This is a genomic window from Streptomyces himalayensis subsp. himalayensis, from assembly GCF_013778455.1.
In the GTDB taxonomy this organism is placed as follows: Bacteria; Actinomycetota; Actinomycetes; order Streptomycetales; family Streptomycetaceae; genus Streptomyces; species Streptomyces himalayensis.
In genome coordinates, this window is the sequence record NZ_JACEHE010000014.1 from 19499 (window position 1) to 39772 (window position 20274).

At 70.1% G+C, this 20274-nt stretch carries 19 protein-coding genes and 1 pseudogene; 7 read left to right on the plus strand and 13 right to left on the minus strand.

The window, feature by feature from the left end; all coding sequences use genetic code 11:
• Positions 1 to 74: 74 nt before the first annotated feature.
• A complete protein-coding gene (locus H1D24_RS22370; RefSeq protein WP_181659435.1) occupies positions 75 to 434 on the plus strand; it encodes a 5-carboxymethyl-2-hydroxymuconate Delta-isomerase in 360 nt (119 codons plus the stop codon).
• A gap of 1 nt (position 435) precedes the next feature.
• On the opposite strand, the gene H1D24_RS22375 is transcribed toward H1D24_RS22370, so the two are convergent.
• The 4 genes from H1D24_RS22375 to H1D24_RS22390 form a co-directional block, all read right to left on the minus strand.
• On the minus strand, positions 436 to 1161 hold the full coding sequence (locus H1D24_RS22375; RefSeq protein ID WP_181659436.1) for a TetR/AcrR family transcriptional regulator: 726 nt from the start codon (positions 1159 to 1161) through the stop codon (positions 436 to 438).
• Between the two features lie 164 nt (positions 1162 to 1325).
• Positions 1326 to 3302 (minus strand): hypothetical protein, encoded by a 1977-nt coding sequence (locus tag H1D24_RS22380; RefSeq protein WP_309484409.1) that lies wholly within the window; start codon positions 3300 to 3302, stop codon positions 1326 to 1328.
• A 208-nt stretch (positions 3303 to 3510) separates the two neighbouring features.
• Complete coding sequence (locus H1D24_RS22385) at positions 3511 to 4428, minus strand: cation efflux transmembrane domain-containing protein (protein ID WP_181659438.1); 918 nt, start codon at positions 4426 to 4428, stop codon at positions 3511 to 3513.
• A gap of 262 nt (positions 4429 to 4690) precedes the next feature.
• On the minus strand, positions 4691 to 5263 hold the full coding sequence (locus tag H1D24_RS22390) for a tetratricopeptide repeat protein (RefSeq protein WP_181659439.1): 573 nt from the start codon (positions 5261 to 5263) through the stop codon (positions 4691 to 4693).
• A gap of 271 nt (positions 5264 to 5534) precedes the next feature.
• Between H1D24_RS22390 and H1D24_RS22395 the strand changes: the two genes are divergently transcribed.
• Positions 5535 to 5981, plus strand: coding sequence for a phage major capsid protein (locus H1D24_RS22395; RefSeq protein ID WP_181659440.1), 447 nt, complete (start codon positions 5535 to 5537; stop codon positions 5979 to 5981).
• A 75-nt stretch (positions 5982 to 6056) separates the two neighbouring features.
• Here H1D24_RS22395 and H1D24_RS22400 read toward each other — a convergent pair whose 3' ends face one another.
• The 3 genes and pseudogenes from H1D24_RS22400 to H1D24_RS22410 form a co-directional block, all read right to left on the minus strand.
• Positions 6057 to 7601: a DUF1996 domain-containing protein gene (locus H1D24_RS22400; RefSeq protein WP_181659441.1), complete on the minus strand. Its 1545-nt coding sequence runs from the start codon at positions 7599 to 7601 to the stop codon at positions 6057 to 6059.
• A gap of 258 nt (positions 7602 to 7859) precedes the next feature.
• Positions 7860 to 8848: pseudogene (locus H1D24_RS22405) on the minus strand (NAD-dependent epimerase/dehydratase family protein).
• Positions 8849 to 8952: 104 nt separating this feature from the next.
• Positions 8953 to 9639 carry a winged helix-turn-helix domain-containing protein gene (locus H1D24_RS22410; RefSeq protein ID WP_181659442.1) on the minus strand — a complete coding sequence of 229 codons (687 nt, stop codon included), beginning with the start codon at positions 9637 to 9639 and terminating at the stop codon, positions 8953 to 8955.
• Between the two features lie 87 nt (positions 9640 to 9726).
• On the opposite strand from H1D24_RS22410, the gene H1D24_RS22415 reads away from it, so the two are divergent.
• The gene (locus tag H1D24_RS22415; RefSeq protein WP_181659443.1) at positions 9727 to 9933 is read left to right on the plus strand and encodes a hypothetical protein; all 207 of its coding nucleotides are present in this window, start codon (positions 9727 to 9729) and stop codon (positions 9931 to 9933) included.
• A gap of 170 nt (positions 9934 to 10103) precedes the next feature.
• Here H1D24_RS22415 and glnII read toward each other — a convergent pair whose 3' ends face one another.
• The 3 genes from glnII to H1D24_RS22430 form a co-directional block, all read right to left on the minus strand.
• The gene (gene glnII, locus H1D24_RS22420; protein ID WP_181659444.1) at positions 10104 to 11132 is read right to left on the minus strand and encodes a glutamine synthetase; all 1029 of its coding nucleotides are present in this window, start codon (positions 11130 to 11132) and stop codon (positions 10104 to 10106) included.
• Between the two features lie 368 nt (positions 11133 to 11500).
• On the minus strand, positions 11501 to 12232 hold the full coding sequence (locus H1D24_RS22425) for an SCO2207 family protein (RefSeq protein WP_181659445.1): 732 nt from the start codon (positions 12230 to 12232) through the stop codon (positions 11501 to 11503).
• Positions 12233 to 12356: 124 nt separating this feature from the next.
• Positions 12357 to 12725, minus strand: a complete 369-nt coding sequence (locus H1D24_RS22430; protein ID WP_181659446.1) for an arsenate reductase family protein — start codon at positions 12723 to 12725, stop codon at positions 12357 to 12359.
• Between the two features lie 167 nt (positions 12726 to 12892).
• Between H1D24_RS22430 and H1D24_RS22435 the strand changes: the two genes are divergently transcribed.
• Together H1D24_RS22435 and H1D24_RS22440 are read left to right on the plus strand one after the other, a co-directional pair.
• A complete protein-coding gene (locus tag H1D24_RS22435) occupies positions 12893 to 13183 on the plus strand; it encodes a hypothetical protein (protein ID WP_181659447.1) in 291 nt (96 codons plus the stop codon).
• A 391-nt stretch (positions 13184 to 13574) separates the two neighbouring features.
• A complete protein-coding gene (locus tag H1D24_RS22440) occupies positions 13575 to 14696 on the plus strand; it encodes a CapA family protein (protein WP_181659448.1) in 1122 nt (373 codons plus the stop codon).
• Between the two features lie 54 nt (positions 14697 to 14750).
• Here the strand turns inward: H1D24_RS22440 and polX are convergent, their stop codons facing one another.
• Positions 14751 to 16478 carry a DNA polymerase/3'-5' exonuclease PolX gene (polX, locus tag H1D24_RS22445; protein ID WP_181659449.1) on the minus strand — a complete coding sequence of 576 codons (1728 nt, stop codon included), beginning with the start codon at positions 16476 to 16478 and terminating at the stop codon, positions 14751 to 14753.
• Between the two features lie 160 nt (positions 16479 to 16638).
• On the opposite strand from polX, the gene H1D24_RS22450 reads away from it, so the two are divergent.
• The gene (locus H1D24_RS22450; RefSeq protein WP_181659450.1) at positions 16639 to 17559 is read left to right on the plus strand and encodes a transglutaminase-like domain-containing protein; all 921 of its coding nucleotides are present in this window, start codon (positions 16639 to 16641) and stop codon (positions 17557 to 17559) included.
• A gap of 706 nt (positions 17560 to 18265) precedes the next feature.
• The gene (locus tag H1D24_RS22455) at positions 18266 to 18565 is read left to right on the plus strand and encodes a hypothetical protein (protein ID WP_181659451.1); all 300 of its coding nucleotides are present in this window, start codon (positions 18266 to 18268) and stop codon (positions 18563 to 18565) included.
• Positions 18566 to 18608: 43 nt separating this feature from the next.
• Here H1D24_RS22455 and H1D24_RS22460 read toward each other — a convergent pair whose 3' ends face one another.
• Together H1D24_RS22460 and H1D24_RS22465 are read right to left on the minus strand one after the other, a co-directional pair.
• Complete coding sequence (locus H1D24_RS22460) at positions 18609 to 19886, minus strand: tyrosine-type recombinase/integrase (RefSeq protein WP_181659452.1); 1278 nt, start codon at positions 19884 to 19886, stop codon at positions 18609 to 18611.
• Complete coding sequence (locus tag H1D24_RS22465) at positions 19879 to 20145, minus strand: helix-turn-helix domain-containing protein (protein ID WP_181659453.1); 267 nt, start codon at positions 20143 to 20145, stop codon at positions 19879 to 19881. The genes H1D24_RS22460 and H1D24_RS22465 overlap by 8 nt, the downstream gene beginning before the upstream one ends.
• Between the last annotated feature and the right edge of the window lie 129 nt (positions 20146 to 20274).

The window sequence follows — 20274 nt, forward strand, 5'->3', positions numbered from 1 at the left end:
GTCAGGAAGGGGGGCGGGTCCTGCGGGCCCGCCCCCTTTCTGCCGTTGTCGGTGGGATGCGCGAGGATGAACCCATGCCACAGATCACCGTTGACCATTCCGCGCAGCTGACCGACGTCTTCGACCGGCGGGGTTTCGGGCTCGCCCTGAATCCGCTGGTCGTCGAGGTGGCGGCCGCCAAGATCGAGAACTGCAAGATCGCCTTCCGTCCCGCCGACGAGACCGTGGTCGGGGACACGGCGGACGGCCACGCCGTCGTGCACGTCACCATCGGCCTGCTCGCGGGCCGCTCGGAGGAGACCAAGGCGCGGCTCACGGAGGGGGTGCTCGACCTCATACGGCAGTTCCTGAAGCCGGCCGAGGGGCTGGCGCTGCATGTCTCCGCCGAGGTGCGCGACCTCGACGACTCATACCGGAAGTACGAGGAAGGATGACTCAGGAGAGCTGAGGCGCCAGTGCGGTCAGCCGGCCGATCAGATCGCCGAACGGACCGTCGGCCGGTTCGTCCGCAAGAAGGCGCCGCAGCACGTCCGCCATCTCCGCGTCGTACGCGGCGCTCACCGCCGTCAGTGCCGCGAAGTCGTGCACGAGCTGCATCTCCAGCTCGGGGCGCGGGATGCGGCGGCCGTCCAGCCATATCAGTGCGGTCGCCTCGGCGAGCGAGATCCAGGAGCGTACGACCAGTTCGAGGCGCGCGGGCGGTTCGCTGATCCCGAGATGCTCGAGGATCTGCTCGTACGCCGCCTGCCGCACCGAGTCGATGAGTGCGGTGGTGGTCGACGCCGTGTTCACCGCGGAGGCTTCGCCTGCGGGGACGGCCGGCCCGCCGCGCATCAGTGCGGAGAAGCCGGGCCCGTGCTCGTCGACGAAGTCGAAGAAGCGGCCCATGACCTGGTGCAGCCGTGTCCCGAGGGGGCCTTCGTGGGGCTCCGAGAAGCGGTCGGCGAGGTCGTCGGCGGCACGCTTCAACGCCGCCTCGTACAGGCTGAGTTTGCCGGGGAAGTAGTGGTAGACGAGAGGGCGCGAAATGCCTGCCGCGGACGCGATCTCGTCGATCGAGACGTCGTCGGGCGAGCGCTGACTGAACAGTTCGAGTGCGACCCCGATCAACTGCCGTCGCCGCTCCTCGACTCCCATTCTGCGGCGCACCCCGGTTGTCATACGAACACCCTAGCGATCCGACCACCCTCATGTCCTCACGGGATCAGCCATGACTCCCCATGGTTCCGGCACGAGTTGTTCACTGTGCGACATTCGCACGCGTCAGCGCAGCAATGAGATGTCTCAGCGCAGCGCAGAGATGGCTCAGCGCAGCGCAGCGATGGTTAGCGCAGCGCTGAGATGCCCCTGCCGTTCGCGAGTTGTCCCCTCAGGCCGACCTGGGCTCCCTGCTGCGTCCGTACGGACAGCACATGGCCCCGGGCGCTGCCGCTCACCGCTCCCGTGGCTTGGACCGAGACCACCTGCCTGCTTCCTGCGGCCAGCAAATACCACGCCCCGGACTGCGACTTCCACAGCACGCCCGCCAGGACGTGCGGCTCGCGCATGCCGCAGTCGGTGGAGTCCTCGGCCTTCGCCGCGACCGCCCCGGCAGCCTGGCCCGGCTCCAGGAAGTGGGCGAGGACGCGGCTGCCGGTGCCGCGCCAGGTCTCGGCCCGGGTGCACATCCAGGTCGCGGCGCCGTTTCCCTCGGGCAGTTGCTGCCGGGCGTACTGCCAGAGGTTCACCGACCGCACGCCGTGGGAGCGCACCGCGGCGAGCGAGCAGGCGGTGCGCGCCCAGCCGGCGAGCGACAGGGGGCCGGTCGCCTCGCGCGGTGTCTCGGGGCGGCCGGAGGTGAGATGCGCGGGTACGAGTTCGCCGAGGTCGGTCATCAGTCGTGTCGACGCGTCGTGCTGCACCTGGAGCACGTTCCACGAGCGGCAGGCGCCGGCCCGCGTGGGACCGGCGAGCGGATCGGTGACGCCGTCGGGGGACCGGCCCAGTTCGAGCGGCTCGGCGTCGGGCTTCAGCAGGTCGCGCAGGGAGGTCGCGGACACCCAGGGCGCCGTGAGATAGCGGACGTTGCCGTCGGCCCTGGCGACCACCACGGCGTTCGCCTCCTGCGCGGTCGCCCCGTCGACCCGGGCGAAGTCCAGCGCGGCGCCGCTCGTGCCGTTCTTCGGCTCCGCGTACCGCACGATGCGCAGCCCGTCGTGCAGCAGCACCACGCGGGCCTCGTCCACCTCGCCCGCGTAGAGCAGTTGCGCAGGGCCCGGCGGTGCGCCCGCCGGGGTGCCGGGCGTTGCGGACACCTGGACGGACGGGCCGGGCCGCGCCCACACCGCGAGGGCGCGGCGCAGCAGCGTCCGGTCACCGGCGAGGTTGCCGCGCGCGGGCCACGCCGAGAAGTCCGTGCGCGCGGACCGCTTCCAGGCCGTGGGCGCGACCTTGGTGAGCTTGGCGGGATCGAGGGCGGCCTCGGCGGCGGGGTTCTGTGCGTACGGCGGAGCCGCCGCGCCGTCCGGGCCCCAGCCGCTGCCCGGCATCGCGAGCAGCGCCACGCACACCAGCACGGCGGCCGTGGCCGCGGCGGCCGCCTTCATATGGTGCCTGCGCCGCACGAGATCCGTCGGCCGGGCCTGCAGGGAACACGGGTCGAACTCCGAGGACTCCAGCAGTTCGTACCGGGCCTCCAGCCCGTCGGCCTCCCTGAGCGCGGCGCCCGGGTCGGCGGTCCCGGCCGAGGCGAGCACCGCGACCACGTCGGCGTCGGTGAGCCGCTCGAGTCCACGCAGCACATAGGCGGCGCGGGCGGGTGCGGAGAGCGCGGACAGGCGCTGGTCGAGGGCGAGTTCGGCGGCGCTGCCCGACCGGGGGAACAACCGCAGCCCCCACACCTGCGGCAGCAGCGGCGGCAGGTGGGCACGCCTGGGCCATGTCCGCCAGCTGAACGGCCGTCCTGCCCTGAGCGCGGTACGCAGAACCTGGAGCCTCAGGTAGGCGTAGCCCGGATCGCCGTTGCGGCCCGCGCCCGCGCCGGACCGCGCTGCCTGCGGGGGTACCTCCCAGGCCCTCAACGTACTGGGGGAGGCCGCGGGAGCGTCCGGCACGTCCGCGGCGCGGCCCCGGGGCAGCGCACGCTGGGTGACCGCGTGGGCCGTCAGCACCCGGCGGCCCGGGCCCAGGCTCGGCGGCAGCACCAGATAGGCGAGTCTGACGAGCCGCGCATAGTGCTCGACGAGCGCGGCCTCGGCCTGCTCCACCGCGACGGCCTGGCCGCGGGCGTGATCCGGGAGGGTGGCGACGTCCTGTGGCTGCACGTTCAGCAAAACGAGCGAATCGTCGGATGGTCACCTTGGCGGGTTAACCCGGGCGTGTCCCTTGCCGCCGTGGCGGGCTGTCGCGTTCTGCCGCGGCCCCATGGGCGGTGTGAGAGCCAATGCAGTCCGCACCGGCGGGACCAGATCGTCGTAGCGGCCAGCGTCGGCGCGGCTTGCGTCGTGTCGTCCGGCGCTGGTCCGGAGCGCTTCAGAGCACCAACTCGGGATCCGTGGTGACCTCGACGACGCTCCACGGTTCGTAGGGCAGGGCGGCGAGCCCGTCGCGCAGCGTCCGCCGCACGCGGTCCTCGTCCGCGACGTCCCAGCGGCCCGGCGGCACCAGGAAGCCGACCTCGACGTAGAGCTTGTGGCCGACCTTGCTGGTGCGCAGCACCGGCTCGGGAAGCCCTTCGGCGGCCCGCACCCGTTCGACGACGTCGCGGATCAGCTGCTGCACGGCCGGTTCCGGCGCGGACTCCAGCAGCTCGGACGCGGCCTGGCGGAGCATGCGCACGGGCAGCCGGGCGAGCATCACACAGCTCACCAGGACCAGCACCGAGTCGGCGTACGCCTCCGCGCCGCGCCACGCCGTCCTACCCAGCAGGAGCGCCACCACGCCGCCGACCGCGATGACAAGGCTGGTCACGGCGCCCGCGAGCCAGACCGCCGCCTCCGCCCGGATCAGGTCCGACCGCGGACCCCGCCGGACCAGGTAGCCATACCCGGCGAGGCATGCGAGTCCGCTCACCACTCCGTACGCGGCGAGGCCCCCGGCCGCCACGTCGGACCCGCCGTCGAGGATGACCCGGATGGCCTCCACGGCGGCGTAGACGAGCGTCCCGAGCAGTGCAAGACCCTGCACGCCCACGACCAGCGGCACGAGCGACTCCCGGCCGAACGGGAATCGCGGCGTCGGGCCGGCGGCGGAGAGACGGGAGGCGTGCAGCGAGAGCCACGACAGGCCCAGGCCGAGGATGGCGTAGACGCCGTCGAGCAGGATCACCTGCGAGCCGGCTGCGAGCCCCCACACCAGGGCCACGACCGAGAGTGCCACCGAGACTGCCATCGAGACCCTCAGCGCACGCTGCTCGTGCTGCGCCGACCGGGTCGGCTCTCCATCCGCCATCACACCATGCTCACGGGGTCTGGCTGCTCCGCCAACCGGAAGCTCGCACGAGCCTCCTCCGGCCGTGCCCGCGTTGTGCGCCCGTGCGCGCCGACTTTCGGCGTCAGGACTGGACCCACCAGTTCGATTACGCCCGCCTTCAAGCAGGCGGAGAACGCATCACCAGGGAACAGCGGCTGCCGTCCTGGGTGCTGCGGCGAGGCGCAGGCCGACCTCCACGAGGGTCTTTTGCCGACCGCGCCGGGGGAGATCTACGCGGCCGTCAGTCGCTGTCCGGTTCCACCAGCAGGCGCGCGTAGTTCGCCATCGAACGCTGGTAGCGGGGCAGATGCGGGGCCAGTGCGCCGAGCACGAGCGAGAGGCCCTCGCGCTCGCGGCCGAGGTTGGCGAGGCACAGCGCCAGGGTCGCGCGTACGGCGTCGTCCAGTTCGTCCGACTCGGCGTCGAGTTCGGGTGTGAGCAGTCGTACGCCCTCCTCCGGCCGGCCGATGTTCCGTAGGGAACTGGACAGCTGGATCGTGGCGCGGCGCCTGCGGATGCTGGTGAGACCGCGCTCCAGGGCCTCCTGGTACAGCGGTACGGCCTTGTCGGAGTGCCCGGTCGAGTCGAAGGCGCAGGCCCGTTCGAAGGCGCCGATCGCGCTGTCCGCGGGCAGTTCGGCGACGAGCTTGTCGATCAGGTCGCGGAACTCCGCCTCGTCCAGCTCGTCGAGACGGGTCCAGGCTGCGGCCGTTCGCTGTTCCCAGTCCGTGCTCGGGGGCTCGGGGGTCGGGCTCGCGGCGGGGGCGGGGCAAGCGGACTCGGGGGCCGCCGGGTCCACTGGTTCTGCGGTCATGGGCTCACACTCGCACGCGTCTGTCCGCGAGTTCACCGGATTTACGCGCTCACGACGACCTGCTCACCGTCGTCATGCCCGGGAGACGGTCGCCGATTGAGCGCGCAGCGCGCGGGAGCCGTATCGAAGGCGGGACCCTCGACGAGGGTCCCGGCGGCGTGGGCCGGTTCGGCCGCCCACGTTCATGTCGCCGGACGGAAGTCGCCGGACGGAGAGACGCCGGACGGAAGTCGCCGGACGGAAAGTCGCCGGACGGAACCGGAGGGAACGTATGAGGCTGACGCGGGAGAGGCTTGCGGCTGCCGGAGCCGTGGTACTGCTGGCGCTGACCGGCTGCGGCGCGGGCGAAGACCCAGACGGCGCCCCGAAGACCGCGACCGGGAGCCTGGAGCACCTGGCCGGCGAGGTGGACTGCAAGCCGGACATCCAGACGGACGCGGACGAGCTGCGCCAGGCCATCTGCAGGAACGGCGACGGCCGGTTCGTCCTCGCCACCTTCGCCACCGACCGGGGCCAGCGCGAGTGGCTCAACCAGGCGAAGGACTACGGCGGTTCGTATCTCGTCGGCCCCAAGTGGGTCGCCGTCGGTGAAGCGAAGGTGGTCACAGCGCTGCGCGGCCGGCTCGGGGGGACCGTGGAGACCGGGACCTCGCACCACTCGGGGAGCAGCGGTGGTGGGGGGAGCGAGGACGGGCACTCCGGTCACCACATGGGCTGACCGCGCAGGATCGGGGGGTGCGGCGGGCGGGAACTCGGGAAGCCCGCCCGCCGTCACCTCGCAGCAGGTGCCGGATCAGCGGCAACTCCTGCCACTGTTGATGCAGTTGACCATCTTGTTCATCAGGCTCTCGTCGAAGACGTTGATGAAGTCGTCGTGGTCCGTGATCGGCTTGTGGAGCTGCTCGGGGAAACCGTCCACGGCGAACGGGTTCTGCACCTGCCCGTTCTCGATCACCGGCCGCTGCACGTCGTACACCAGGCGCATCGTCAGCTGCGGGATGGCCTTGAAGTTCGCCGGGCAGGCCCCGGTGGCCGCGTCCGCGAAGGCCACGTGCCTACGGTGGTTGGCGCTGTCGATGTTCTGACCGTCCCAGCAGCTCTGGAAGTCGAAGGTCCGCACGACCTTGCTGCCGTCGGGGCAGAGCGGGTACTTGTCCGTGAGCTGACGGTCCTCGAAGCCGGTGCAGCTCCACGAGGCGTTGGCGTTCGCGTCGCCGTTGGTGAAGGCCTTGGCGTCACCGGTGATGATGCGCAGGAACTTCGGCATGGCCACGACCTTGCTCTGCGGGTTGCCGGCGAACTTGATCTGCGCCTGCTCGGCACGCAGTACCCGGCCGACGTTCCCCTCCTTGCCACCGCCGTCCGCGTTGGCGTCGAACTCGTTCGTCCCGTCCTGCACGCGCAGCACCGGCCAGTAGTACGAGGACTTGTCGCCCTGGTTGGCGCAGGTGGTCTCGCCGTTCGCGAACGTGTCGTTGTTGGCGAAGGCGTCGTTCGCCTGGTTGCCGACGTAGTCGTGGAGGTGGTGCGCGCCGTTGCTGACGCCGGGCGCCACGATCACGTTGTCGGTGTTGAACTTGCCGTTCTCGTTGGTGCCGCAGGAACTCGTGAAGGAACCCCGCGACGCGTTCTGACCCCGCTGGGGCTTCTGGACGTTGGGCTGGACGGTGGTGATGTCGACGAAGTCGTCGGCGACGGGTCCGTTCCCGGCCTGACCGCCGTTGCCCTGGTTCTGGTCGCCGTTGTCCTGGCCCTGTTCGCCGTCGCCCTGGTTCTGGCCGTCGCCGTCCTGGTTGCCGCCGTCCTGGTTCTGGCCGTCGCCGTTCTGGTCCTGGCCGTCGCCGGCCTGCCCGTCGTTGGTCTCCGGCTGGTCCGCCGCGCGTCCCGTGCAGGGGGCGAGGGAGTCCAGATTGGCGGGCGGAGTGCCGCCGACGCGGCTGATGATGAGTTCGAGGCGGTCGATGACCGCCGCCCGCTTGTCCTTCAGCGGACCGAGAATGGCGTTCTGGACGAAGTTCGGGTCCCGGGACGCCGCGTCACGGGTCGTGGCGAGGCGGTTGTAGGCCTCGGTGATCTGGCGGTCGAGGTTGGCCAGTTCGCCGTCGACCCCTTCGCGTGCACCGTCCGGTACGTCGGTCAGCTGGTTGCCGACGTCCGGGCAGTCGATGGTGGCCACCTGTGCGGCCGTGGTCTGGCTTCTCCGTGTCGAGTTCTCCTCGTGTGCGGAGGCGTAGAAATTCGCCGCGATCAGTCCGCCACCGCCCAGCACGAGAGCCGCCGAGGCGGCAATCGCACGGTTGGCGAGGGTGGAGCGGCGTTTTCGCGATGTGCGTCCCATGGAACTCCTCTGACTTCCTTGCGGGGGCATCGAGGCGCCCGACAGGAGTGAAGCGGCTCCGTTCCATACGGACGACATCCCTCGGGTGTTCAGCCGTCACAGAAATCGGCGGAGGAACGGTGGTTGCCCGCCGCCCGTTGTGGGCAGAGGTCGCCGCCCGCCGCTGTTGGCAGCCGTGCCTACCCCAGTGCAGGTACCCCCAGCGGTGGCACGGCGGCACAGCGGCACCCCCGACGGCGGGCAACGCCTCCGTCGGCGTCAGTTACCCAGTACCTTCGCCTCCACCACCGGATCCAGCCCCACCGCGGGGCGGTCCGGTCGCTGCGGAGCCGTGCCCCCGACGGACCGCAGCCACTCCCACGTGTCGCCGACCGTCTCCACGACCCCACGGCACCGCAACCCCGCACCCAGCGCCTTGGAGACATCGATGCCGTGCAGCGCGTCATGGAGTTCGCTGCCCGGCGGAACCCAGACCGGCAGCTGAGTCCACGGCTCGATCCCGGCACCGAGGATCACCTCGGGATCCGTCCAGCGCAGCTCCGCCGCGGCCCCCGTGACCCGTACGCAGGTGTCGAGCAGTTCACCCATCGTGGTGTGCCCCTGCGGGCTCGCCAGGTTGTACGGGCCGCTCAACCCGGCCGCCGCCGCGTCGAGGATCCACTCGGCGAGGTCCCGGACGTCGACGTACTGCAGAGGCAGCGAGCGCGGGCCCGGCGCCAAAACCGGCCCGCCCCGGGCGATTCGGGCCAGCCACCACGGGAGACGGCCGATGTTCTCGTGCGGACCGAGGATCAGCCCGGACCGGACCAGCAGCGACCGGTCCTCGCCGAAGGCCGCCACCGCGGCCAGCTCGCCGCCCCGTTTGTCCTGCGCATAGTCGGTCTGCCCGGCGTCGGGCGAGCCGGCGGCCAGCGGAGCGTCCTCCGCGTAACCGGCCGCCGGCGGCCATGTGTACACCGAGCAGCTCGACACGTAGACGTAGGCCCCGGCACGGTCCGCGAGCAGCGTCGCGCTGTCCCGCACGGCGCTCGGCGCGGCCGACCAGGTGTCGACGACCACGTCCCACTCGCCCCCGGCGAGCGCCGCGAGGCCGCCTGGCTGCGTGCGGTCGCCGTGCAGGACGCGCGCCCCGAGGGAGCCGCATGGCGGCCGCGGTGAAAGGCGGTCACCTCCCAGCCCCGCGCCAGCGCCGCCTCCGTGACGGCGCGCCCCGCGAACTCCGTACCACCCAGCATCAGAAGCCTCATGCCGGTGACTCTGCCCCGGCACCCGCCACGGGACATCGGATTCCGCCCGCAGGGAAACCATTCCGCTGAGGGACGAATCCGCCAGGCGCAGCCGAAGCGGCGGCTCAACCCGCCGTGGGCGGCGTGTACTTGTAGCCGACGCGCCGCACCGTCTGGATCGCCTGACGGTGCTGGGCACCCAGCTTGCGCCGGAGCCGCGCGATGTGGACGTCGACGGTGCGGCCGTCGCCCACGTGCCCGTAGCCCCACACGGTGGTCACCAACTGGTCGCGGGTGTGCACCCGGTGCGGGTGCGCGACGAGATGGGCCAGCAGCTCGAACTCGAGATACGTCAGGTCGAGCGGCCGTCCGTCGACCTCGGCGGTGCGCTGGGCGGTGTCGATCCGCACGAGCTCCTCGCTCTGCTCGTGCGTGCCGGGCTCGGGCGTCTCCTGCGCGTCGTGCGGGTCCTGTGCGCCGGCCACCGCGGGCTGACCGACGAGGCGTCGGCTTGGCTGCTCGGCCTGGCCCTCCGGTACCGGAAACGGCAGGACGCCCTGCTGGTCGGCCGGTACGAGGACCAGGTAACCGATCATCGGCGGGCGGCCCGGCAGCGTGGGCAGGGTGTGCTGAGGCGCGGGCAGCCATGTGGCGCCCGGCGGCAGGAAGTCGGCCACGTCCACCACCTCGTCCCGGTCGACGGCTCGCAGCCGGTGGCGGGCGGGGTGCTGTGCGGCGGCCGGAGCGGCGGCCGCGGTGACCGCGGTGGCCGTGGTCGCGTTGGCAGTGGAGAAGGAACGGGTGTTCGCCATGGGAGGTCAGCTCTTTCGCGCGAGAAGTCGTCTTGGGGGCCCCTCCCAGGCCCTTAGGGCACTGGGGGAGTCGAGGACTGCGCGTCCGTGGCAGCAGTCGTCGAGGGACGTACGTCGTGCGCGCTGGCCGAAGGCCGGGTGAACGGCTTTAGAGGGCCTGCGCGTTCACGCGCGGCAACACACCCGGTCGAAGTCGTGGTGCTGACGGGAAGGCCAGAAGGGCTCGAGGTCGCGATGACCCGTCGCGGTGTTCTGGAAGCCGTCCATGCCCCCATTGAAGCAGACGACGGGTGAGGGCAGCAGCCCTCCGGCCGGGGTTCTCGTCCTTTGATACGGACCCCGCCCACAGGCGGACCTCGCCCACAAACTGACCCCACAAGGGAAACGGACCTTGCCCACAAAGGGAAAAGGGACAGGGGCACCCGCCGATTCGGCGGGTGCCCCTGTCCGGAAGAGCTGTGGGATCAGACCTGGCCGGCCTTCTCCAGAGCGGTGCAGCAGGTGTCGACGATCAGACGCGTCACCGTGTACGGGTCGACGTTCGCGTTCGGGCGGCGGTCCTCGATGTAACCCTTGCCGTCCTTCTCGACCTGCCACGGGATACGGACCGAGGCGCCACGGTTGGAGACGCCGTAGCTGTACTTGTCCCACGGGGCGGTCTCGTGCAGACCGGTCAGGCGGTCGTCGATGCCGGCGCCGTAGTTCTTGACGTGGTCGAGCGGCTTAGAGCCCTCGCCCAGGGACTCGCACGCGGTGATGATCGCGTCGTAGCCCTCGCGCATCGCCTTCGTGGAGAAGTTGGTGTGCGCGCCGGCGCCGTTCCAGTCGCCCTTGACCGGCTTGGGGTCGAGGGTGGCGGCGACGCCGAAGTCCTCGGCGGTGCGGTAGAGCAGCCAGCGGGCCACCCACAGCTGGTCGGAGACCTCCAGCGGGGACAGCGGGCCGACCTGGAACTCCCACTGACCCGGCATGACCTCGGCGTTGATGCCGGAGATGCCCAGGCCCGCCTTCAGGCAGTTCTCGAGGTGGGCCTCGACGATGTCGCGGCCGAAGATCTCGTCGGAACCGACGCCGCAGTAGTAGCCGCCCTGCGGGGCCGGGAAGCCGCCCTTCGGGAAGCCGAGCGGGTAGCCGTCCTTGAAGAACGTGTACTCCTGCTCGATGCCGAAGATCGGCTCCTGCGCGGCGAACTTCTCCGCGACCTCGGTCAGCTGGGCGCGCGTGTTGGACGCGTGCGGCGTGAAGTCGATGTTGAGGACCTCGCACAGGACGAGGACGTCGTCACCGCCGCGGATCGGGTCCGGGCAGGAGAAGACCGGCTTGAGCACGCAGTCCGACGCGTGGCCCTCGGCCTGGTTGGTGCTGGACCCGTCGAAGCCCCAGATGGGGAGCTCGGCACCCTTGGCGTCGTCCGCCAGGATCTTCGTCTTGGAACGAAGCTTGGCCGTCGGCTCGGTGCCGTCGATCCAGATGTACTCAGCCTTGAACGTCACGGGCCACATCCTCATTCGGGTCTTCTACGGCGCAGACATAACGTGCTGCGGGTGCTGCGGTGTACTCGGCAGCCTGTCAACCGGCGATTTCCCGATCATTGCCCGATTGTGAACCCCGTGTTACCGGGTTCACCTGTGATCTGTGCGGTGCGGTGAGTCACCTCGCGATCGCGTATGCGCCACCTGTGAGCGGGGCAGGCTGGGCTCGCCGACCGCTCGTATGCGATGGGCGCAGGTTCGTACCGGTCAGTCCGTAAGGCAGCCGGACGGCCCGCACGAAATGTCCCGTGGCCGCGCGAACCGGACGTGCCGGCCCTGCCGCCTCTCGCCCGGAGCGGCGGCGAGCGGCGGGCCGGCACGTCCGGCGGTCAGCCCACCTTCTCGATCCGGGCGTTGCGGATCAGGAACTTTCCGGGCTCGCGGACCTGCTCGAAGGCCGCGTTGTTCAGGAGCGCGCAGCTGCCGGACACGGAGGTGACCTCGACGGTCGTGGACTTGTCGTTGTCCAGGTTCGTCACCTTCAGTTGCGTACCGACCGGGAACTGGTTGCTGGACGCGGCGGGCGCCCCGCCTTCACCGGAGAGCGTCACGGTGGAACCGGCGCAGACGACCTCGCCGACGGCTCCGGCCCCTGCCTCTTCGCCGCCACCGGGTTCCTCAGTGGCGGCGGTCTCCTGAGGAGCGCCCGGCTCCGCGGGGGCGGCGGTCTCCTCCGACGATCCGGCGCCCGCACCTGCACCCGTGCCCGTGCCGGCGCCCGCACCGGCATCCGCACCGGCGCCCGCGCCCGTCTCCGAACCGGCCGCCCCTCCCCCTGCCTCCGTCTCGCATCCTGAGGCCGCCTGCTTGCGCTTGATCTCCTCGATCACCGCGAGCCGGTTGGCGATCCGCGCCTCCGACTGCGCATCGGGGTCGGCCCGTTGACCGTCGATAAACTTCTGGTTGTTGGCGAGCGCCGTGGCCAGTCCGTCGCAGACCACCGACGTCGGTGCCGCGTTGCTGGTGCTCGCCATGGCGAAGGCCCCGCCGCCGGCGACGGCGGCGGCGCTCACCAGGAGCGCGATCTTCTTCCTCGGGCTGAGCGTCTTCCTGCGCGACATACGTGCCTCCTGTCCCCGGCCGCCCCTGACGGCGGCCGGACGCGGGTACGTTCGGCATTACGTACGAGTAACCCGACCAGGATGCTCAACAGTCACATCAGAAACAGCAACAACGGTCCAGCTGCTAGCGCGACAGCGCGTCCCGTACCGCCTCCTCCGTCCGCGCCACCACCGCCGTCCCGTCGTCGGCCGTGATGATCGGACGCTGGATGAGCTTGGGATGCTCGGCCAGCGCCTTGATCCACCGGTCGCGGCCGGAGGCGTCACGCGGCCAGGCCTCACGGTCCTTGAGGTTCAGCTCCTTGGCGATCGCCTCCTGGGTGCGGGTGATGTCCCAGGGTTCGAGGCCGAGCTTGCCGAGCACATCGCGGATCTCGTCCTCGGTCGGTACGTCCTCGAGGTAGCGGCGCACCGTGTAGTCGGCGCCCTCCGCGTCGAGCAGGGTGAGCGCACTGCGGCATTTCGAGCAGGCCGGATTGATCCAGATCTCCATGCCGCACACGGTACGTGAGCCTCATCGGCACCACCCGGAGCACCATCCGCCGCAGCATCCTACGAACCGTCATATCCCTTGTGGCCAGCGGCTTTTGTCAGTAGTGGGCGGTAGAATTGAAGAAGTGTTCGAGGGTGCCCGCCAGGGGCCCCGACGGCGACAGGAGGATGCCCGTGCCCGCTGCCGCACTCATGCAGACGACCCTGCCGATCGACCTTCCGTACGCACCGCTACAGAAGAGGCCGCTGCCCGCCGGACGCCCGCGGGAGTGGTACATCACGCACAACCGCCGGCTCAAGGCCATGCGCCTCGCCATCGCCCTGCTCGACTCGGGCGTCTACATGCCGAACCAGGCGCACAACCAGCGGATCCGGAACACGGCGGAGCGCATAGGAATCCACCCGCCGTCGGACACCACGTGCCACATGGTGCGTGCGCTGATGCGTTACAGCCGCTGATCCGGCTCTGACGCACAGTGTCACAAGGTCCCGTGCGCCCGGAGCCGAGTACGAGGGGGCACGGGACCTGCCGCGTCGTGACCTGCGACATGGTCTGTGATCTCCCGGACAAGGCGCCTAGGCCCTGTCGTCAAACTCCCTCCCCCAGCTACCGCTGGGAGGTGCCCCCAGCCCCGCGACGCCTGGCACGCACTCCCCCAGCTAACGCTGGGAGGTGCCCCCACGCCGCGTTGCCGAAAAGCCCTAGTAGCTCCTCCCCCATAGCCTTAAGGGCATGGGGGTACCCCCATCGAGGACTTTCCGGCGCCTTGCGATCGCACGCACCAGACGCCGCGGGGCCCGCCCTTCGGGCGGACGGCGGGAGTTTGACGACAGGGCCTAGCCTGGGAGAATGCCCCGGACACATGGGGACGGCCCGGTCACCCTGTTCCTCTGCGGCGACGTGATGCTCGGTCGCGGCGTCGACCAGGTCCTTCCGTACCCCGGAGACCCGGCTCTGCGGGAGAGCTACATCCGGGATGCCCGCGGTTATGTCGAGCTGGCCGTGGAGCAGAACGGCCCGATTCCCCGTCCGGTCGGCTTTCCCTGGCCCTGGGGCGACGCCCTGCCGGTGCTCGAAGAGGCCGCTCCGGACGTCCGGTTGGTCAATCTGGAGACCAGCGTCACGCGGGACGGCACGTTCGCCCCCGGCAAGGCCGTGCACTACCGGATGAGCCCGGAGAACCTGCCGTGCCTGGCCGCCGCCCGCCCCGACGTGTGCGCCCTGGCCAACAACCACGTACTGGACTTCGGGCGCCGCGGTCTGGAGGAGACACTCAGCAGTCTCGCGGGCGCGGGGCTGCCGACAGCGGGCGCCGGGCGGAACGCGGCCGAGGCCCGGCTACCCGCGGTCGTCCCGCTGGCCGGGGGCGGCCGCGTCCTGGTCTTCTCCTTCGGCATGCCGTCCAGCGGCATACCGCGGAGCTGGGCGGCGGGCGAGGGCAGGCCCGGCGTGGAGCTGGTGGCCGATCCTTCGGAGGCCGCCGCGGACCTGATCACCAGCCGTGTACGGCAGATGAAGCGGCCCGGGGACATCGCGGTCGCCTCGATCCACTGGGGCCCCAACTGGGGCTACGAGGTCTCGGCAGGTGAGACGCGCTTCGCGCACGCACTCGTCGACGGCGGCGTCGACCTCGTGCACGGCCACTCGTCGCACCATCCCCGCCCGGTGGAGATGTACCGGGGGAAGCTCGTCCTCTACGGCTGCGGCGACTTCATCGACGACTACGAGGGCATCAGCGGCTACGAGCGCTACCGGGACGATCTCCGGCTGCTCTTCCTGGTCTCGCTGGAGCCGGAGACCGGGAGGCCGGCGGAGGTGCGGATGGTGCCGCTGCAGGCCCGGCAGATGCGGCTGCGGCGTGCTTCGAGCAAGGACTCGGAGTGGCTGCGGGCCGTACTCGACCGGATCAGCGAGGGCTTCGGCCTGCGTGTGGACCGCGAGCCGGACGGGGCGCTCGCGCTGCGGTGGTAATCAGTGCCGGGCAGGGCAGGGTCCGTCTCAGTGCCGGGCAGGGCGGGGTCCGTCTCACGCCGACCGCCCGCCGCGCAGGAACTTGCGCAGCCGCCCGAGCGGCCAGGTGTTGATCACGTCATCCCCGGTGAGCCAGCCGCGCTGTGCCGTGCCCACCCCGTAGCGCAGAAACGCCAGGTGGAGGACGGAGTGGGCGTCGGTGTCGATCACGAACTTCGCGCCGTACTCCTTGGCGCGCAGGATGTCCTCGTCGCACAGGTCCAGGCGGTCGGGCTGGGCGTTGACCTCCAGCGCGGTGCCGGTGCGGGCGCAGGCGGCGAACACCTCGTCGAGGTCCGCGTCGATGCCCGGCCGTTTGCCGATCAGCCGGGTTGTCGGATGGCCGATGACGTTGACGTGCGGGTTCTCGCAGGCGCGCACGAGGCGCCGGGTCATCTCCTTCCGGCTCAGGTTGAAGTGCGAGTGCACCGAGGCCACGCACAGGTCGAAGCCCGCGAGGAACTCGTCGGGCCAGTCCAGCTCGCCTTCGGGCCCGATGTTGAGCTCGGTGCCGTGCAGCAGCCGCATGCGGTGGTGCTTGCCGTCGAGCTCCCGGACCTGTTCGCGCTGGGCGAGGATCTTCTCGTCGGTCATGCGTTGCATGTACAGGTTGGGGGCGTGATCGGTGATCGCGTAGTACGCGTAGCCGCGCTGGGCTGCGGCCTCGACCATCTCCTCCAGCGGGGCGAGGCCGTCGGTGAGGTCGGTGTGGGTGTGCAGGTCACCGCGGATGTCCCGCTCCGTCACCAGGTCGGGCAGCTCGCCGCGCAGCCCCGCCTGGACCTCGCCCCGGTCCTCGCGCAGGGTGGGCGGGATCCAGGGCAGGCCGAGCCTGGCGTACACGTCCTCCTCGGACCGGGAGGCGACGCTCTTGCCGCTCTCCGTCTCGAACAGGCCGTACTCCGAGAGCTTCAGTCCCTGGCGGACGGCGATCGTGCGGGTGCGGATGTTGTGCGCCTTGGAGCCGGTGAAGTACTGCAGTCCGGCGCCCCACGAGTCAGGCGGCAGCACCCGTAGATCGATCTGGAGCCCCTTCGTGGTGCGGATCGAGGTCTTCTTCTCGCCGTGGGCGATGACCTCGGCGGTGGCGGGAAGCTCGCTGAGCGCGTCCATGAAGGGGGCCGAGCGACCAGCGGCGACCAGGATGTCGATGTCGCCGATCGTCTCCTTCATCCGGCGCAGGGATCCCGCGTAGGTGCAGCTCTGGCAGCCCGTCACCCCGGAGAGCTCGGCCACGACCTCCTCCGCCTGCTCCATGGCCATGCTCAGCAGGATGCGGTCGCCCGCCTGCTGCAGGAGGGCGATGCCGTGCAGGATGTTCTGCTCGGTCTTCTCGCCGAAGCCCTTCAGATCGCGCAGCTTCTCCGCGTGGATGGCGTCGGCCAGCTCGCTGACTGACGAGATGTGCAGGTCCTCGTAGAGCGTCATGGCCTTCTTGGGGCCGAGCGTGGGGATCGTGATGAGCTCCCGTACGCCGGCGGGGATCTTCGCCCGGGTCTCCTCGACCGCCGTGATCCTGCCGGTGCGGAAGTACTCGACGATCTTCTCGGCGATCGACTTGCCCACGCCCGGGATGTCCCGCAGCTCGGCGGCGTCCAGCTGGGAGACGTCTCGGGGGTGGCCGCCGATCGCACGTGCCGCCTTCTCGTAGACGCGTGCCTTGAACGCGTCTCCGTGGGTGATCGCGATGAGGTCCGCGTACTCCTTGAGGAGCGCCTCGACCTCTTCGTTGGGCCGTGCCACGTCTCCAGTCTAAGAGCGCGAGGCGCCCAGCAGATCGAACTGATGTGCAAAGCGGGCTTCTGTGCGGGAGTTCTGGACAAATCCCCGGGAATTTTGGCACCGTGAGGGGCGCCGGGCCGTAATCGAACACACGGCCGATATTTTTCCGGGGGTCTCCTTCATGCCATCCGCCCGCCTCGCACCGGACGTCGCCGCCTTCTACGCCACACAGAGCGCATTCTCCGACCCGGGCACGCTCGCCTCGCTCTACGCCGACCTGCCGGCCGATCCGCGGCAACTCGCCCGTATCGCCCGTGACCTGACGATCCATCGAGTCGAAGGGGAGCTCTACCGCTACGACATCCCGCAGGACCGCCTGCACAACGACGCCGAGACGCGCTACATCGACGACATCCTGCGCATCATCACCGAGCGGAACGACGCCCCGCTGACGCGGCGGCGCGAGACCGGCGACCGCTTCGTCGGCGTCTGCCGCGACTTCACGCTGCTGCACTGCTCGTTCCTGCGCCACGCGGGCATCCCCGCGCGACTGCGGTCCGGGTTCGCCGATTACTGGGGCTTCGATGGCGGCTTCCACGTCGACCATGTGGTCACCGAGTACTGGGACGACGAGCGGGGGTGGCTGCTCGCCGATGCGCAGCTGGCCGACCCGCTGGTCACCGACAACTTCAAGATCGAGTTCGACCCCATGGACGTGCCCCGCGACCGCTTCCTCGTCGCGGGCTCGGCCTGGCGGACGATCCGCGCGGGCGAGGCGGACCCGAAGACGTTCGGGCTCCACCTCCCGGACGGGCCGCTGGTGGGGGAGTGGTTCGTGGCGGGCAACATCCGGCTCGACCTGGCGGCGCTGAACAAGATCGAGACGCTGCTGTGGGACGTCTGGGGGGTGGGTGCGGGCGGCGACGGTGAGATGACGGACGAGATTCACGAGCTGTACGACCAGGCCTCGCTGGTGGCGTGCGACGACGTGCCGTTCGAGGAGGCGCGGAAGCTGTTCGCGGAGAACGACGGGCTGCGGACGCCGAAGACGGTGCTGTCGATGGCACCGTTCAACGGCCACAGCCACGTGACGCTGAGGTGATACGGGTGGCCTGAGGCCCAGCCCGCCGCCGGGGGAGCGGAACGTGTGCTCCTGGCCGCCCACGCTGCCCGGGCAGCGTGGGCGGCCAGGCAGGCCCAGGGCCGCGGCCCAGCGTGCCGCTGTCGAGCGGACATGTGTCCTCTGCAGCGGGTGGTCGCCGGATCCGTCGGCGGACACGCCTCCCCTCGCCGCTCCCGGCGGCCCGCGTAGGCCCGGAGGGCTCGGCGCCGTCGGCAGACAGGCAGGGCCGACGCCCAGACGGCCGCCGACGAGCGGACATGCGTCTCGGCAACGGAAGTGGCCCGCGACCGTGGCCGGACACCACGGCCCGGGGCCCGGCCCAGGTGCCGTGGACGAGTGGGTACGGAAGGCCTGTTACGAGGGTCATCCCGCGCCGTTGCCGGCGTTGCTGTTGCCGCACCCGCAGGCGCAGGGCGAGAGCAGCAATAGATAAGGCCGTGGGCCGTGCCCCTCCCGAAGGAAGAACACGGCCCACGACCGAGACAGACGGCCCAGGAGAGCGGAAACCCGCTCTGACCTGTGGCGATCTTAGATGGTAGAGGTGGAGGAACGCTCTGACCTGCGCAGATCGGTAGTGGAGGAGGGTGGCGGTGCACAACCGGTGCACATGATGGGGGAGGGAGCGACTGGTGCGCATTCTGGTGCGGTGTTCCTGCCGGGCGGTCCGGCGCTGATACTTGCCGCCATGACTTCGCCATCTCAGGACGAGATCGAGAGCGCGGTACGGAGCGTCGGGGATCTGCACATCTCGACGGTGCCTGCCGAACACTCTCGCGCCGCCGGCCATGCCGCCGCCAACCTGTGCTCGGGCGCCGGGCTCCTGGCCGCATCGACCGAGCTGCAGCAGATGATCACCCAAGCCATTGAGATCGGTTACGCGGCGGCTCTTCGGGACGTACGTGACGGGGACTTCGACGGCGACATCCAGGAGTGGCGGCCAGACCTGTTTTTTTCGAGGGGTGATCCGTACCCATGGGCGCCCTGACGGATCGCAGGCCCGTCGGGGCTCCGCGTGACGCCGGGCCCCCTCACGCTGCCAGCCGGTAGCGCTTCCCGATCGCCTTGCGTGCCTTCTCCACCGCGCCCTGGACGCGGTGTACGTAGCGCCGCAGCGTGAATGCCGGGTCCTCGTGGCCGAGCAGATCGGCGAGCGTGTAGACGTCGACGCCCTCGTTGATCGCCTCCGAGGCGAACAGGTGCCGCAGGGCGTGCATCATCTTGTCGCGGCAGGCTTCCCACTTGCGGCCCTTGCCGACGGGTGCGTCGTTCACCGCCTTGATGACACCGATGGCCTCAAGGGACGCCTTCCAGAGGTAGTTGAAGTAGTTCTTGTTGAGCGCATTGTGCTCGCGGGTGGTGAACGTCAGGCGCACAGTGACCAGTTCGCCATCCTTCTCCAGCCACGGCAGGGTGACCGTGACCGGAGGGAACCGCCGCATGTGCTCGCGCAGGCGCGAGGCCAACTCGCTGTCGACGGGGACGTACCGGTCCTTCGGATCGTCCTTGGTGCCGCCCTTCGGCGGTGCGAAGACAAGCGTGCCCCGGTGATGCGTGATCTGACGACAGATGTGGACGGTCTTGTCGTTCTGCGACCAGTCGACGTCGTCCGGGCTGAACCCGAATATCTCGCCCTGCCGCATCCCGAGCCCACGACCGCAGTCGACCGTGGCCTGGTAGCGGTCGGGGAGGTGCTTGCGCAGGTCGTCCGTCTGCTCCCAGGAGAGCGGCACGTCCTTGGCCGCCTTCTTCGACCGCCTGGGCTTCACACGCTTGACCGACCCGGTCTCGCAAGGGTTCTTCGGGATCAAGCCGTCGTCCACCGCCATGGCGAGGATGGACGACAGGTGGGTGAAGATCAGGCCGACGGTGGTCTCGTCGAGCATCTGTAGCCGGCGCTTGATCCACGTCTGGACCGTGGATGCCTTGACCTGCCTCAGCTTGAGGTCTCCCAGGGGCCCGATGATGTGGTTCCGGACTCGGGACTCGTACTGGTGATACGTGCGCGGGTTGTCGAACGTCTGGTTCGCCAGCCACTGCTCGGCGACCGACTTCAGCAGGGTGTCGCCCTTCTTCGGCGCGATGTACGTGCCGTCGTCGACTGCTCCGAGCATCCGCGTCAGATGCTGGCGCGCGTCCTCGTACCGCTCGAAGGACTCGCTCTGCTGCTGCCCCTCGGGATCACGCCAGCGCGCCAACCAGCGCTTGCCGCGTCCGTGTTCGCCGGACGGCACCTTGTTGTGGGTCTTGCACTTCTCCTCGCCGGACTGCGGTCGCTTCTTGTGCCAGCGGTCGTACGGCTCAGCCACGCAGGTCTCCCAGGAGGGTCGGGAGCAGGGAGCTGGGGGACATCCCGAGGGCGGCGGCGATGGTGACGAGGTCGTCGATGTCGCAGCGACGGCGGGCGCGTTCGGTGCGGCTGAGGGCTGTGTTGGTCAGAGGGCGGCCGAGGGCGGTGCAACGCTCGGCGAGGTGATGTTGGGTGAGTCCGCGCAGCAGGCGCAGACGCTCGATATTGCGCGCGGTTTGGATTCCAGCGGGGCCTATTTCTATGGATCGGGTTGCCATGACAGATAGCTGTAACTCGAAATGACCGGTCGTGGCAAGAGGTCACTCATAAAGTCTAGAAAACTTGCTGGCGCTGGCTATATAGGGTGCTGCGCGGGCGGTTCGGCGAAGCCGGAATTTCGTGGTACG

What these genes read in the sequence shown, in the direction of transcription:
- H1D24_RS22370 (WP_181659435.1), top strand. Translation starts at nt 75, where the DNA reads ATGCCACAGATCACCGTTGACCATTCCGCGCAGCTGACCGACGTCTTC.
- H1D24_RS22375 (WP_181659436.1), bottom strand. Translation starts at nt 1,161, where the DNA reads ATGACAACCGGGGTGCGCCGCAGAATGGGAGTCGAGGAGCGGCGACGG.
- H1D24_RS22385 (WP_181659438.1), bottom strand. Translation starts at nt 4,428, where the DNA reads ATGGCGGATGGAGAGCCGACCCGGTCGGCGCAGCACGAGCAGCGTGCG.
- H1D24_RS22390 (WP_181659439.1), bottom strand. Translation starts at nt 5,263, where the DNA reads ATGACCGCAGAACCAGTGGACCCGGCGGCCCCCGAGTCCGCTTGCCCC.
- H1D24_RS22395 (WP_181659440.1), top strand. Translation starts at nt 5,535, where the DNA reads ATGAGGCTGACGCGGGAGAGGCTTGCGGCTGCCGGAGCCGTGGTACTG.
- H1D24_RS22400 (WP_181659441.1), bottom strand. Translation starts at nt 7,601, where the DNA reads ATGGGACGCACATCGCGAAAACGCCGCTCCACCCTCGCCAACCGTGCG.
- H1D24_RS22410 (WP_181659442.1), bottom strand. Translation starts at nt 9,639, where the DNA reads ATGGCGAACACCCGTTCCTTCTCCACTGCCAACGCGACCACGGCCACC.
- H1D24_RS22425 (WP_181659445.1), bottom strand. Translation starts at nt 12,232, where the DNA reads ATGTCGCGCAGGAAGACGCTCAGCCCGAGGAAGAAGATCGCGCTCCTG.
- H1D24_RS22430 (WP_181659446.1), bottom strand. Translation starts at nt 12,725, where the DNA reads ATGGAGATCTGGATCAATCCGGCCTGCTCGAAATGCCGCAGTGCGCTC.
- H1D24_RS22435 (WP_181659447.1), top strand. Translation starts at nt 12,893, where the DNA reads ATGCCCGTGCCCGCTGCCGCACTCATGCAGACGACCCTGCCGATCGAC.
- H1D24_RS22440 (WP_181659448.1), top strand. Translation starts at nt 13,575, where the DNA reads ATGCCCCGGACACATGGGGACGGCCCGGTCACCCTGTTCCTCTGCGGC.
- H1D24_RS22450 (WP_181659450.1), top strand. Translation starts at nt 16,639, where the DNA reads ATGCCATCCGCCCGCCTCGCACCGGACGTCGCCGCCTTCTACGCCACA.
- H1D24_RS22455 (WP_181659451.1), top strand. Translation starts at nt 18,266, where the DNA reads ATGACTTCGCCATCTCAGGACGAGATCGAGAGCGCGGTACGGAGCGTC.
- H1D24_RS22465 (WP_181659453.1), bottom strand. Translation starts at nt 20,145, where the DNA reads ATGGCAACCCGATCCATAGAAATAGGCCCCGCTGGAATCCAAACCGCG.